Origin of the sequence: Niallia sp. FSL R7-0648, from assembly GCF_038007005.1 — a bacterium.
Lineage (GTDB): Bacteria > Bacillota > Bacilli > Bacillales > Cytobacillaceae > Niallia > Niallia circulans.
The window spans coordinates 1,314,585-1,328,265 of the sequence record NZ_JBBOWE010000001.1; the positions used below are offsets into that span (position 1 = coordinate 1,314,585).

General features: G+C 34.2%; 16 protein-coding genes. 14 read left to right on the forward strand and 2 right to left on the reverse strand.

All coding sequences use genetic code 11. From position 1 onward, the window contains the following. Positions 1-113: 113 nt before the first annotated feature. Positions 114-1,442, forward strand: a complete 1,329-nt coding sequence (locus NSQ89_RS06155) for a PhoH family protein (RefSeq protein WP_047939880.1) — start codon at positions 114-116, stop codon at positions 1,440-1,442. Positions 1,443-1,506: 64 nt separating this feature from the next. Here NSQ89_RS06155 and NSQ89_RS06160 read toward each other — a convergent pair whose 3' ends face one another. Continuing rightward, complete coding sequence (locus NSQ89_RS06160) at positions 1,507-1,995, reverse strand: peptidyl-prolyl cis-trans isomerase (protein ID WP_172866629.1); 489 nt, start codon at positions 1,993-1,995, stop codon at positions 1,507-1,509. Between the two features lie 274 nt (positions 1,996-2,269). Between NSQ89_RS06160 and NSQ89_RS06165 the strand changes: the two genes are divergently transcribed. The 12 genes from NSQ89_RS06165 to coaD all read left to right on the forward strand — a co-directional run bounded on the left by NSQ89_RS06165 (position 2,270) and on the right by coaD (position 11,344). Beyond that, positions 2,270-2,551 (forward strand): YlaN family protein, encoded by a 282-nt coding sequence (locus NSQ89_RS06165; RefSeq protein WP_016200976.1) that lies wholly within the window; start codon positions 2,270-2,272, stop codon positions 2,549-2,551. 300 nt (positions 2,552-2,851) lie between these two features. Then, a complete protein-coding gene (locus tag NSQ89_RS06170; protein ID WP_047939882.1) occupies positions 2,852-4,090 on the forward strand; it encodes an FtsW/RodA/SpoVE family cell cycle protein in 1,239 nt (412 codons plus the stop codon). A 426-nt stretch (positions 4,091-4,516) separates the two neighbouring features. After that, positions 4,517-5,434 carry a heme o synthase gene (cyoE, locus tag NSQ89_RS06175; RefSeq protein WP_047939883.1) on the forward strand — a complete coding sequence of 306 codons (918 nt, stop codon included), beginning with the start codon at positions 4,517-4,519 and terminating at the stop codon, positions 5,432-5,434. 313 nt (positions 5,435-5,747) lie between these two features. Further along, positions 5,748-6,215, forward strand: coding sequence for a DUF420 domain-containing protein (locus NSQ89_RS06180; RefSeq protein WP_047939884.1), 468 nt, complete (start codon positions 5,748-5,750; stop codon positions 6,213-6,215). A 403-nt stretch (positions 6,216-6,618) separates the two neighbouring features. Beyond that, positions 6,619-7,476 carry a CAP domain-containing protein gene (locus tag NSQ89_RS06185; protein ID WP_268874792.1) on the forward strand — a complete coding sequence of 286 codons (858 nt, stop codon included), beginning with the start codon at positions 6,619-6,621 and terminating at the stop codon, positions 7,474-7,476. Positions 7,477-7,697: 221 nt separating this feature from the next. Then, positions 7,698-8,117, forward strand: a complete 420-nt coding sequence (locus tag NSQ89_RS06190; RefSeq protein WP_235844434.1) for a YlbD family protein — start codon at positions 7,698-7,700, stop codon at positions 8,115-8,117. A 13-nt stretch (positions 8,118-8,130) separates the two neighbouring features. Next, complete coding sequence (locus tag NSQ89_RS06195; protein ID WP_047939887.1) at positions 8,131-8,370, forward strand: YlbE-like family protein; 240 nt, start codon at positions 8,131-8,133, stop codon at positions 8,368-8,370. Positions 8,371-8,464: 94 nt separating this feature from the next. Continuing rightward, entirely contained in the window at positions 8,465-8,893 is a 429-nt protein-coding gene (locus NSQ89_RS06200) for a hypothetical protein (RefSeq protein WP_142300784.1), read from the forward strand. A 74-nt stretch (positions 8,894-8,967) separates the two neighbouring features. Then, positions 8,968-9,414 (forward strand): YlbF family regulator, encoded by a 447-nt coding sequence (locus NSQ89_RS06205; protein WP_047939888.1) that lies wholly within the window; start codon positions 8,968-8,970, stop codon positions 9,412-9,414. Positions 9,415-9,508: 94 nt separating this feature from the next. Next, positions 9,509-9,784 carry a YlbG family protein gene (locus tag NSQ89_RS06210; RefSeq protein ID WP_047939889.1) on the forward strand — a complete coding sequence of 92 codons (276 nt, stop codon included), beginning with the start codon at positions 9,509-9,511 and terminating at the stop codon, positions 9,782-9,784. Positions 9,785-10,282: 498 nt separating this feature from the next. After that, the gene (gene rsmD, locus NSQ89_RS06215) at positions 10,283-10,849 is read left to right on the forward strand and encodes a 16S rRNA (guanine(966)-N(2))-methyltransferase RsmD (RefSeq protein WP_047939890.1); all 567 of its coding nucleotides are present in this window, start codon (positions 10,283-10,285) and stop codon (positions 10,847-10,849) included. A gap of 3 nt (positions 10,850-10,852) precedes the next feature. Next, complete coding sequence (gene coaD / locus NSQ89_RS06220) at positions 10,853-11,344, forward strand: pantetheine-phosphate adenylyltransferase (protein WP_095257605.1); 492 nt, start codon at positions 10,853-10,855, stop codon at positions 11,342-11,344. Between the two features lie 81 nt (positions 11,345-11,425). On the opposite strand, the gene ylbJ is transcribed toward coaD, so the two are convergent. Then, positions 11,426-12,646, reverse strand: coding sequence for a sporulation integral membrane protein YlbJ (gene ylbJ / locus NSQ89_RS06225; protein ID WP_341132377.1), 1,221 nt, complete (start codon positions 12,644-12,646; stop codon positions 11,426-11,428). 210 nt (positions 12,647-12,856) lie between these two features. Between ylbJ and NSQ89_RS06230 the strand changes: the two genes are divergently transcribed. Further along, positions 12,857-13,648 (forward strand): patatin-like phospholipase family protein, encoded by a 792-nt coding sequence (locus NSQ89_RS06230; RefSeq protein ID WP_047939893.1) that lies wholly within the window; start codon positions 12,857-12,859, stop codon positions 13,646-13,648. Positions 13,649-13,681 lie beyond the last annotated feature (33 nt).

Genomic DNA, 13,681 nt, shown 5'->3' on the forward strand with positions numbered 1-13,681 from the left:
TTGTGCAAAATATCTTCTATCTTTATGCGGTAAAACATATATTTTACCAAGGTTCTTTCCGTTACACGGATAAGTGCAGCAATATATGACGTTTTAGAGCAGGGGGCATCGGTTTGAGTAAAATTTACGTATTGGATACAAATGTCTTGTTACAAGATCCTTATTCTATTTTTTCTTTTAGTGACAATGATGTAGTAATTCCAGCAGTAGCTTTAGAAGAGGTAGACAGCAAAAAACGGTACATGGATGAAATCGGAAGGAACGCAAGGCAAATATCTAGATTGATCGATAACTTAAGAGAGTCAGGAAAGTTGCACGATAAAATTCCATTGGAGAATGGTGGAACTTTACGGATAGAATTAAATCACCGTTCTTTTCACGAACTCCAAGAAATATTTGTAGAAAAAACAAATGATAATCGCATATTAGCAGTCGCAAAAAATTTATCAATAGAAGAAAGTAAAAAAGAAAATGGACGAACCGTTATTCTTGTTAGTAAAGATACACTTGTCCGTGTAAAAGCAGATGCAATTGGTTTGAAGAGTGAGGATTTTTTAAGTGATCGAGTAGTAGAAAATGAACATTTATATACTGGTTTTATGGATGTACAAGTAACCATAGATGTGTTGAATAACTTTTATGAAAATGGTCAACTCCCGATTACGGAAATTGGGAATGGCAATTACTATCCAAATCAGTTTCTTATTTTAAAGGATGTATTGGGATCTTCCTCTTCTGCATTAGCAATTGTGGATTCATCGCGGAAGTTTGTTAAAAAGCTAGTGTTCGATCATGAGCATATTTGGGGAATCCGTCCAAGAAATGTGCAGCAAACGATGGCAATTGAAATGCTATTAAAAAAAGATATGCCATTAGTGACATTAATAGGAAAAGCAGGTACAGGGAAAACACTATTGGCATTAGCATCTGGATTAATGCAGACAGAAGATTTTGGAGACTACAAAAAACTATTAGTGGCAAGACCGATTGTACCGATGGGGAAGGATTTAGGTTTTCTACCTGGAGAAAAGGAAGAAAAATTACGTCCGTGGATGCAGCCTATTTTTGATAATCTTGAGTATTTGTTTAATACAAAGAAACCAGGAGAGTTAGAAGCAATTCTGGCTGGAATGGGATCTATTGAAGTGGAGGCATTAACGTACATTAGAGGAAGAAGTATTCCAGACCAGTTTATTATTATTGATGAGGCCCAAAACCTAACGAAGCATGAAGTGAAAACAATTTTAACAAGGGTTGGAGAAGGTAGTAAGATTGTTTTGATGGGAGATCCTGAACAAATTGATCATCCCTATTTAGATGCTTTTAATAATGGATTAAGCTATGTAGTAGAACGTTTTAAAGACCAGCCGCTAGCAGGTCATGTAAAACTAGTTAAAGGGGAAAGATCTTCTTTAGCGCAGCTTGCCGCAGATTTATTATAATTTACAGTAAAACATTGTTACGCCATCTGCCAATAGCTAGATGGCGTATGTATGGATGAAGACATTATGTAATTTTAAATGCTCTGATATTTTTGATAGGGGTTTGATCTGGGCCTTTTGTTTGATCAAAAATATGTACAGGACCATCTTCTGTAAGCGGTTTTCCTTTTACGCAAAATAATAAGAAGATCGAATCGATTTCTTCTAAAGGAATCGCATATTCTGCCTCTTCTGTTGTGATTAAAAGAGTTGTTGCCTCTTCCTGCGGTTCTGCATTTTTTATAAAGGGAGCTAAAGCCATATAGAAGGTACCGGTTAGCATTTCCACTTTTTTATAGGTTTTTGTGGATTGCTCTGGGGCTTTGGCTCCCTCTGTAATCTCTTGATCCCAGTGTTTGGAGGCTTCTTTTGTATACGCTTCTAATTCGTCCTTTACTTCAACTGGGGCAAATACCGTATCAGCTGATTGTTTTCGATCATCAAAGATCCAGACAGTAGGATCAATAGTAATCGGAAAATTTACCAACCCAGAAACTTGAATAATACTATTCATTTTATATCTCCTCCGTAAACGTGTTCTTTGTTATGTATAAAAAATTCTGCAAATTAGTAGCTGCTTCTAAAAGAAAATATTTTAAATCGGCTAAATTTTAATTGGCAGATTAAAACAGTTGTTACGTTAAGTATAGCTTTTTCTTGTCTTTCTGTCATTTGAGATGATAGAATGTAAACTTTTAAATTTTTTAAAAGGGATTGTTCTTGCAATTTTTCTAGGTTGAGTTTAAACTTTATAGATAGGATAATCGCTCGGAAACGGGGGGATAGGATTGACTTCTGAAATGATTATTAATCATAAAGAAAAAGCAAATGAGTTATTGAAAGCAGATGCTGAAAAAATATTAAAACTAATTAAAGTTCAGATGGATAATTTAACAATGCCACAATGCCCTCTATATGAAGAGGTTTTGGATACGCAAATGTATGGATTGTCTAAAGAGATAGATTTTGCTATTCGATTAGGTTTAGTAGAAGAACAGGTTGGTAAGAAAATTTTAGATGAATTGGAAAAAGAGCTATCGATTTTGCACGAAGCATCTATAAGAAAATAAAAAGTAAACTCAAACAAAAGCATGTATTGTTTGAGTTTTTTTAGTGGCTATGTGTATTATTTATAAATAAGGGAAGTACATACGAACAAAAGCACTTGATCTCATAAGCTTGTAGTGACTTATTAATGGACCGTAAGCAGCGATAAAAATAAGTAATTTGTTATGATAATTAGCAAAAATAACAGAAGACGGCCCAATATTTTAAGAGAATGAAAATTAGAAGTTTATCCTTTTCAGCAGGAAAAAGATAAGACATAACGAATACTCTAAATGAGGAGATTGAATAAGGGATGCGGTTGAATGATAAAGAAGATATTAAAATCGTATGATTATACATTAATTATAGCAATGGTACTTTTAATTCTATTTGGATTGATTATGATTTATAGTGCCAGCATGGTTTCGGCAGTCCAATATTATGGAGAAGACAGCAGTGATTTTTTTTATAAAAGACAACTAAAATATATTATCATTGCCTTGATTGCTTTTGTGATAGTAGCTATTTTTCCATATAAGGCATTGTTAAGCAATAAAATATTAGTACCAATGGTATTTGGCTCAATTATTTTTTTAGGTGGAATCTTTTTATTCGGTAGTGTTTTTGGAAATGCGCAAAGCTGGTATAAAGTTGGAACAGCTAGTCTTCAGCCAGCTGAGTTTGTTAAATTGGCTGTGATTATTTATTTATCAGCAATTTACTCTAAAAAGCAGGCGTATATAAATGAGTTTAATCGGGGAGTTGTTCCCCCGCTAGCATATTTGGTTATTGTTTGTGCATTGATTATTCTTCAGCCAGATTTTGGTACGGCAGCGATTATTTTTATGATTGGTGCTACGGTTATTTTATGTTCAGGAATGAACTGGAAAAACTTGTCCAAGTTAGTGCTGATTGGCTTGGCGTTTCTATTATTACTTGTTTTAATCCTCCAGCTAGCAGGAAAAAGCATTTTCACTGAAAAGCAAATGGCGAGAATCTTTGTTTTTCTGGATTCCCCTTTTGCTGAAGATGTTGTACAAGAATCTGGTTACCATATGAGTAACTCTCTTATTGCTATTGGATCTGGTGGTCTAAAAGGGCTAGGCTTGGGTCAAGGTGTTCAAAAACTGGGTTACTTAACAGATGGTCACACTGATTTTATTATGGCAGTAATTGCTGAAGAATTGGGGATTTTTGGTGTAGGCTTTGTAGTGGTAGGACTAAGCTATATTGTTTTAAGAGGGATTTATACAGGACTAAAGTGTAAAGATCCATTTGGAAGCTTATTAGCAATCGGTATTTCCAGTATGATAGGAATCCAAGCTTTTATCAATATTGGAGGAGTTTCTGGATTAATACCATTAACAGGTGTCCCGTTACCTTTTATTAGTTACGGGGGATCGTCTTTATTACAATTGTCCATAGGTATGGGGATTCTTGTTAATGTTTCTATGTTCGTTAAATATGAAAGAGTTTATAAGCATAAAGAAGAGAATGTTGCAGAAATAGCAGTGAAAAAGCAGCCTACTTCAGGTTTTGTACGGCCAAACCGTCATTTTTAATCAATTAGATAATAATGGCTGGGATATAAGTTTTCCAGCTGAAGAAAAATCAAAATCATTTACGAAGATATTAAAGTATTTCGTATCAGGATTTTGGTTTTTTATCTTTTTTATAGATGAATGCTATTGGAAAGAGGTTGATTCATTTGCTTCCTTGCTAAAAAAGGCTATAATATATAGAGTGTCTTTTTGTTTGTAAAACGCTTTCGAATATGATGTGAGGAATGTTAAAGTTTACCAATAATGTGACAACTGAAGTTTTTAGCGTAAAAAGAGAGAAATATTCATGAAAATATGGTTTAATAGCAAAAGAGTCTTTTTTAACATTGCTATGATGTTTAAATGTGAATAATGACACAATGAAACGAACGGTATTTTATATAGTATGATATCTTTTTCTATGTAATGAAAGGGGAGCATGATCAAATGGCTAATTCTCGCGTTTATCCTGAGGCCAAATTGACGAATCAACAATCAGAAACAAGTGCGTGGAAGGATTTTCTCGCATTAATTAAAATAGGAATCGTAAATTCAAATTTAATCACTGTATTTACTGGAATCTGGCTTGCAATAGTTTTCACAGATGCAAAGTTTTTAGAGCGAATTGATACAGTATTATATACACTAATCGGATCAGGCTTAATTATGGCAGGTTCCTGTGTATTAAATAATTTTATCGATCGTGATATTGATCCATTAATGGAAAGAACGAAGACAAGACCGACAGTAACAGGAAAAGTGAAGCCTGCAAAAGTTGCTGTTTTAGGTTTTGGTTTTCTCTTCATTGGTACTTTATTCTTATTATTAACAACAATAACTGCAACTGTCATTGCTTTAATCGGGGCATTTAGCTATGTCGTTGTCTATACTATGTGGACAAAGCGTCGACTAGTATCTAACACCGTAATAGGAAGCTTTTCAGGAGCATTTCCACCACTAATTGGATGGGCTGCCATTGATCCTGGCCTTCATGTTATTGCTTGGAGCTTGTTTTTAATTATGTTTGTTTGGCAGCCGCCACATTTTTATTCTTTAGCAATTCGAAGAGCAGAAGAGTACCGAGCAGCAGGAATCCCAATGCTCCCTGTTGTTAAAGGTTTTGAGGTAGCAAAAAGGCATACGTATATATGGATTATTGCTTTATTTCCACTGCCATTTTTGTTATACCAAATCGGTATTCCATTTTTAATATTAGCAACATTATTAAATATCGGTTGGGTTATTACTGGAATACGTGCAAGTAAAAAGCAAGATGAATACAAATGGGCAACAGCAATGTTCATTTATTCTATTCAATATTTAACAATATTATTTGTCTCAATGGTAGTATTTACATTATTCTAAAAAGGATTTGTTTTTAGGGGAGAACATTCCAGGAGAATAATGGTTGATTTCTTATTGGTTAAAGCTTGATGCTTTTTCCAATAAGAAACATTAATATCCTGAAATTCGGAGGAGTCTGAATACATATAAACGTCGATGGGATTAGTGAGACAGAGGAGATCAAGCAAAGCTCACTTTCATAGAAAGATCGAGGGTGTGCATTCAAGGTTGCTTTGGTCACCTACACTAAATTTGTGAACCAGTCTTATGGGAAAAAGGAACTTTGGGAGTTTGTTAAACAAAGAGGTAAATACTTTATGGAGTGGGTAGCTAAATGGAATTTACATTACCGATATTGCCGACAATAAGTACTACGTTTATTATTTTAAGTGCCATTTTTGTAGCGATTGGTTGGGGATTAATTAAGCAGAAAAAAAGACAACAACACCAGACTGTCATGTTATTTGCAGCGATTTTTGCTGTAATCTTTTTCATCATTTATGCATCAAGAACGATTTTTATTGGTAACACTTCTTTTGGAGGACCAGATGATATTAAGATTTACTATACTATATTTCTTATTTTTCATATCACCTTGGCAACAATAGGTGCTGTATTAGGAATCATTATGTTATATACAGGTTATAAGCAGCAATATGCAAAGCACCGAAAGTTAGGACCGATCACAAGTATTATTTGGTTTATTACAGCTATTACAGGAACAGCAGTTTATTTACTACTCTATGTTTTTTATCATGGAGGAGAAACGACATCTGTTATTAAAGCAATATTAGGTTTTTAAAATCAAAATGTAAAAATGCTTCTAAAAAATAGAAGCATTTTTTTATTTGCTATCTAAGAGAGAAATGGGTGGTTTTAAATGCAACTTTATTTACATAATTGAAAAACTACTTATTCTATTAAAATTATTTAAAGTAAGTTATACTATTTAGTAAGAAAGCCACATATATTAATAGAAACAATGCTAGAGAGGGGGGAATCCTCTGAAAATTTTATTAAGAACTGTCATAATTATTGCAGTATTATCAGCGATTGGAATCTATTTTAGTATAACTGATGATAATAATCAGCCAGATGTATTAGTTGAAAATGGTGATCATCCTAAAAAAGTAGAGGATAATCTCAAAGAGGCAAGTGAAAATACGCAAATTTTACCAACTCCTAAAGAAGGGTTAGGGAGTTTAATCGGTAAGAGTACAAGTGAACTTAAAAAGAAGTATGGGGAGCCAGCGAGAATTGATCCTTCCGCTTATGAATATGACTGGTGGATATTCAATAAGGATGACTCTAAGTATTTTCAAGCTGGAATTCTTGATGACAAAGTAGTTACCATTTATGCAATTGGAAGCTCAGTGAATATTACGCCTTATAAAATTGGACAAGAAGTTGGAGATATTTATACAATGACTCCCATTGAAACCAATATTAGCTTTAACTACGAAAATTCTTCCTACCGATTTGAATTATCGGAGGATGAAATAAATAACCGCCCGCTCATTCAAATCGGTGATTATTATGCACAGCTATACTTTGATAAATTTAATGGTACTTTATCAAGTATTCGGTATATGGATGCTCGAACGTTACTTCATTTAAGACCATATGAGTTAGTTTATCGGGGAGAATTATTAGAGACAGAGAGTAATGGGAAGAATAATGAAGCAATACAAGAAGGAAACGAACGACAAATTCTAGATATGACGAATGTATTAAGAAAAAGATTCAAGCTCAATACAGTAGAATGGGATCAGCCTACTGCGGAAGTAGCATTAGGGCATAGTAAGGATATGTTTGATACGGAAAACTTTTCTCATACATCTGAGAAGTATGGTGATCTTGAGGATCGTTTAAAAGCAGGGGATGTCTTTTATCAAGTTGCTGGAGAGAATATCGCAGCAGGGTATTCAGATGCTCCCGCGGTAATGGAAGGTTGGCTAAATAGCAAAGGTCATCGTGAATGTTTATTAAATGAGAAATTTACTCATCTTGGAGTAGGAGTATTTGATAAATACTATACCCAAAATTTTATCGAAAAATGGTAAGGGCAGAAAGACAATCAGTCGACAAACTCAGCGGAGGAGTGGTCGGCTGTTTTTTTACCTGAGTTATTACATGGCGGGGATAATTACATTGCAGGTTTGATTATCTTCAACCAATCTTGTTAGTCATAGGGCTTTGAGAGAGAATTTAAAGAGAAAGGCACATTTTTTTAAAAGCCATCATAAAGTAATATAGGCAGATGTATCAAATTAGAGGTGAAATAATGATGGCTGATAAAAAACTTCATCCTTCTGTAGAAGAATTTAAAGCATTTGTAAGAGCAAACCCAAAAATATTGAAAGAGGCAAGAAGTGGGAATGTGACATTACAGGAATTATATGAGGATTGGTATTTATTAGGTCCGAACGATACTAGATGGGATGGTTTATTAGAAGGAAGTGCTGTGTCCACCCAAAAGGAAGAAGAGGCATCAGGTAATCGGACTGTCTGGATGTCTAATATTGTTGATACATTAAAAAATATGGACCAAAATCAAATCCAAGGATATTTGGCAAACTTAAACCAAGCTTTAGGTACGTTGCAAGGTGTTATCTCTCAATTCGCTCCAAATAGTGGTTCTAGTGGATCATCTGCGCCAACTGAACAAAAACCTTCTGGACCATTTTCTTTTAGGAAAGATTAAATAGGAGGACTATATGAGACAGAATATTAAAGAATATATTGCGCAGAATGCAGAATTGCAACAGTTTATTCGAGAACAGCCACAATGGTATAGAGAATTAAGCAGAAATCCAAATCAGTTAGAAGTCTTTGAGATTGCTTCCCTTCATTATTATAAAAAAACCATCCCAGATCATGTGGAAAAGTTTTCAAATGGTGTACAAATGGCGTCTATGATGGTTAGCATGTTTCAGGCAATGAATGCACAATCCTAAGTCTTTAAAAATTCAATAAATACTCCGAGTAAAACAAACAGGAATGGTAATACTAACCGAAAATAAAACATTATTAAAATTACCAGGAGTGTTTATGTTGAAAAAAATCCGATTGATTTGTATTCCTGCTTTTCTCTTTTTAACAGGGTGCCACAATGATATCCCTGATCCAAAAGTAAAACCTCATAAGGAAGCAGTAAATGATGTAATCTCATCAAATATGGCTGTACAAGCATCTATTACTTCTAGCGATACGGAAAAGATGGTTGTGCATCATTTAGTGAAGGGAAATAAAGTATTTGTAGAATGCAGAGTAAAAGACTATTCATTCAGAGAAGATAGTCAGGGGAAATTAGGCAAAATACTTTTAGAAGTTGATGGCCAGAAGTATGAATATTCTTCTGCAGCCTTTGTAATCGAAGGGTTGAAAGCAGGAAACCATACAATTAATCTTTCTGTTATAGATGCAGTAAATAAGACAACAAAATATCAAAAGTCATTTCAAGTAATGATTAAAAGTTAGATAAAAAAGGAAATCACAAACCTTTTCTTTCTAGTGTCTTTCATGTAGAATAAGAAATGGAGGTGAGCGAATACGTGCTTGCGACAACTGAAATACTCCTTATTCAAGAGGAAGCAGAAGAGATTGCTGAAATGATATTAGAATCAGATGTTGCAGAACAATACCGTATTTGTTTGGCCAATATACAATCAAACAAGGAAACACAGCGGAAAATTCATTCTTTTAACAAAATGAAAGAGCTATATGAAGAAGTTCAGCGTTTTGGAAAATATCATCCTGAATATAAAAAAGTGATGATGGAAATAAGACAGCTTAAACGCGAGATGGATTTAGATGATAATGTAGCAGCATTTAAAATAGCTGAGAATGGTTTACAAAAGCTTTTAGATGATGTTAGCGTTATTATTGGGCGTTCTGTTTCTACTTTCATTAAAGTACCAACAGGTAATCCATTTTTTGATGAACTTTCTGGCTGCTCCGGAGGTTGTGGTAGTGGTGGAAGCTGTAGTTGTTCTGCATAATATACTTAAAAGCAATGATCCAGATGATCATTGCTTTTCTATTTTCTTTTCCTATGCTATTATGATAAATAATGGTATTTAAAGGGGTTAAATTATGCTAGGGCAACGACAAGGGATCATTGTTTGGTTATTTTCACTAAAACAAGCAAAAATGTTAAGAAGATATGGGAATGTTCATTTTATTTCCAAAAGGTTAAAATATGTTGTGCTCTACACAAACCAAAGTGACGTGGAAAGCATAATGGAAAAAATAAATGCTCATTCTTTTGTTAAAAAGGTAGAACCTTCCTATAAACCATTTTTAAAAATGGAATTTGAAAATTCGCGGCCAGATAAAGCGAAAGAATATGATTATAAAATGGGAATTTAATACTTGCTTAAAAGATATTAAAAACAGTATGTATGGAAGCTTAGTTAGAAGTATTATTTCTGCGACTAAGTCATCATACATACTGTTTTTTCTTTTATAGAATCCCATATAAATTGAGAAGGGAAGTAAAAAAAAGCCTGCAGGCAAATACCTGCAGGCTCCTTCCACATCCTTACTATTCATAAGGAAAGAAGGTAAAGGGAGAGGAGAAACCGGAGGAAAACTTAGGGGAAACGTAAGTCTTCTCCGCGGTTGGCAACAACATCCTCGAATAGATGCTGTTAATTACATTATCCCCAACCATGGAACACTTATACCTAATCAAAATATTTTTTTTGGATAAAGTAAGATAGTCTCCTTTTTTAGTTAATAGGTGGAATAAAACTATTCATGGTATGAATAGTAAAAAATCTTTAAAATGTTGGCTCGGTATAAGGTTTATGGTAGGATAGGGAAGGTAAAAGCAGTTAAAGTAAAATTAGGGTTGTGGTGATTGAAATGAGAGTTGTCTCCGGTAAGAATAAGGGGATTCCATTGAAGGCAGTGCCTGGTAACTCGACTAGACCTACTACAGATAAAGTCAAAGAAGCCATCTTTAACATGATAGGCCCATACTTTCAAGGAGGAGAAGGCCTTGATTTATTTGCTGGTAGTGGTGGACTAGGTATTGAAGCTTTAAGTAGAGGATTGGATCTTGTTATTTTTGTAGACAAAGAAGGAAAAGCGATACATACTATTAAAGAAAATCTTTCTATATGCAAATTAAATAGTCAAGCAGAGGTATATCGCAATAATGCGGATCGTGCTTTAAAAGCATTACAAAAAAGAGAAAAAAGATTCGATTATATTTTTTTAGATCCGCCATATAAAAAGCAGCAGTTAGAAAAAATCCTAACATTTATTGATGAAGCAGGTCTCTTAAAGGAAGACGGAGTTATTGTTTGTGAACACGGTTCGGAAATTTCTTTGCCTGAGGCAGTTAGCAGACTTCAACAAGTGAAACATGAAAAATACGGAATAATTGCGGTTTCTATTTATTCCTTACAAAATGGTATGGAGGACTAAGAAATGGCTAGTATAGCAGTTTGCCCAGGTAGTTTTGATCCGATAACGTATGGTCATATTGATATTATTAAACGATCAGCAAAGGTATTTGACCATGTATACATATGTGTATTAAATAATTCTGCCAAAAAACCTTTTTTTTCAGTAGAGGAAAGATTAGAGTTAATTAGAGAAGTAACAAAAGATATTAAAAATGTTTCTGTGTCGTCCTATGAAGGACTTTTGATTGATTATGCAAAAAGTGTAAAAGCGAATGCAATTATTAGAGGATTACGAGCTGTATCAGATTTTGAATACGAAATGCAGATTACCTCTATGAACCGAGTTCTATCAGATGATATTGAGACATTCTTTATTATGACAAATAATCAATATTCTTTCTTAAGTTCAAGTATAGTGAAAGAAGTCAGCAAGTATGATGGAGACATTTCGGAGCTTGTCCCAAAGATTGTTCATGATGCGTTAAGAGCAAAGTTTCATAAAAATCGTCCCTAACGCTTACTCTCCAGTAATATGAATAAAAAGGACTTATTGCCCAAAAAAGATTTTTAACATCTTTTTGGCAATAAGTCCTTTTTATACTTCTTCTCTTGGAGATAATCTTTTTACTAAGATAAAACAATAAATCATTAGGGAAATAATCGTGACAATTGGACCCCATGTGCTAATATTTTCAAATATTTGTTGGAAGAAAGCTCCCTCTTGGTTTAATCCTGGAATCGCAATCGTTGGAGCATCTTTTGCCAAAAAGTTTTTGTTAAAGAAATCCCACGCGATAAATGTATAAATTCCAGAGAAGATTGCTTGCATTATTCTTGCTATAAAAAAAGGTTTAAAACGAATATCTGTCTGTGCTAGAATACTTGCAACCTGTGCTTGTACACTCAAACCACTAAAGCCGAGGATACAGCTAGTCAGGATTGCTTGATGCATAAGGGTGGAAGTTTCTACATCACTTGTTAATTGACTTCCTAATGTAATTTCAAATATCCCAGCAATGAATGGAATCGCTAATTCGCCAGAAAAAGTGAATAGCTGGAAAACGGCTTCTAACAATTTAGCAGCAAAAGAAGTAATATGTAAGTGAAATAGTAATCGATTAATAACAGAAAAAAGAATAATGAAGCCGCCGACCATTAATAACGATTGAATCGAAGAAGTTACAGCATCTCCCATTAATTTGCCAAGTAGACGCTTGTCTTTTAACCGAGTATGATGTAATTCCCGTAACGCTCTTTTGATGGAGGCTTTTTCAGTTGCCTCCTGTTTCTTTATTTCTGTGTCCTTGCCATGAAATCTCATAAATAGTCCTACTGTAAAGTTGGCTAAATAATGAGAAAAGGCAAGAAGCAGTCCTAGTTTGGGACTATGAAAAAAAGAAGCTGAAACTGCACCAATAATAAACATCGGATTAGAAGCGTTAGAAAAAGAAACGAGTCTTTCTGCTTCTGTTCTTGTTAATTGTTTTTCTTCACGCATTCTTGCTGTTAATTTTGCACCAGTAGGAAAGCCTGATACCATGCCCATTGCCCAAACGAATCCACCTACACCTGGAACTTTAAAGAGAGGTCGCATAATGGGTTCCAATAAAACACCAATAAAACGAACTACACCAAAACCGATTAAAATTTCGGATAAAATAAGGAAAGGAAGAAGTGAAGGAAAAACAATCGTCCACCATGTGTTTAGTCCATTTTTGGAAGCGTCAACTGCAACTCCTGGAAAAGAAATTAGAGCAAGAGCTAATAGGGATGCAGATAAAGCGAGTACGATTGTCTTAAATTTTGAGCGTAACAAATTATATTGCTCCCCCTTCAAATAGAAAATAGTAGGTAAGTATTCTTATTTATAGAAGAAAGGCTGTTTAAGAAACTTTTTAGTAAAAAAGAATACTTGTACACAAACAGCCTGAAGAATATCCCTCTACCAATCAATATACTCATAACATAAAAAAAAAGACCATAAGAATATATAGATTATTATTTTGAAAAGAATAGGTGGGACAATATGGAACGCCCAAAAATTGGATTAGCGTTAGGGTCAGGTGGAGCGAGAGGATTTGCACATATTGGGGTCATAAAAATACTAAGAGAAGAGAATATCCCAATAGATTATATTGCTGGCAGCAGTATAGGGGCTATAATTGGCTGTTTATATGGAGCAGGATCCGATATTGAGCGATTATACACTTTATCCAAGTTCTTTAAAAGAAAATACTATTTGGATTTTACTGTCCCTAAAATGGGGTTTATCGCAGGGAACCGTGTAAAGGAGTTAATTCATTTGTTTACCTATGGAAAAAATTTAGAGGAGTTGGATATCCCTGTTGCCATTGTTGCGACTGATTTATTAACGGCAGAAAAAGTAGTTTTCACAAAAGGGCCAATTGCTGATGCTGTTCGGGCTAGTATTTCTATTCCAGGTATATTTGTTCCAGAAAAAATTGACGGGCGATTGCTTGTAGACGGAGGAGTAATCGATCGTGTTCCCGTCTCAGTTGTGAAGGAAATGGGAGCAGATATTGTAATTGCTGTCGATGTCGCAAAAGTGAACATTCATACAGATATTTCTAACATTTATGATGTAATTATGCGTTCATTAGATATCATGCAAATGGAACTAGTAGAATCACGCGAGGTTGCAAGTAATGTGATGATTAAGCCGCCTGTTGAAATGTTTAATAGTAAGGCATTTACTGATTTGGAGAAAATTATTGAAATAGGGGAAACAGAAACGAGAAAATATATAGAAGGGATTAAAAAGGAAATCAGAAAGAGAAGAAAGAATGAAAAAAAGTAATTATAGAGTGAACAAATAAAGATTAAAGGTTCT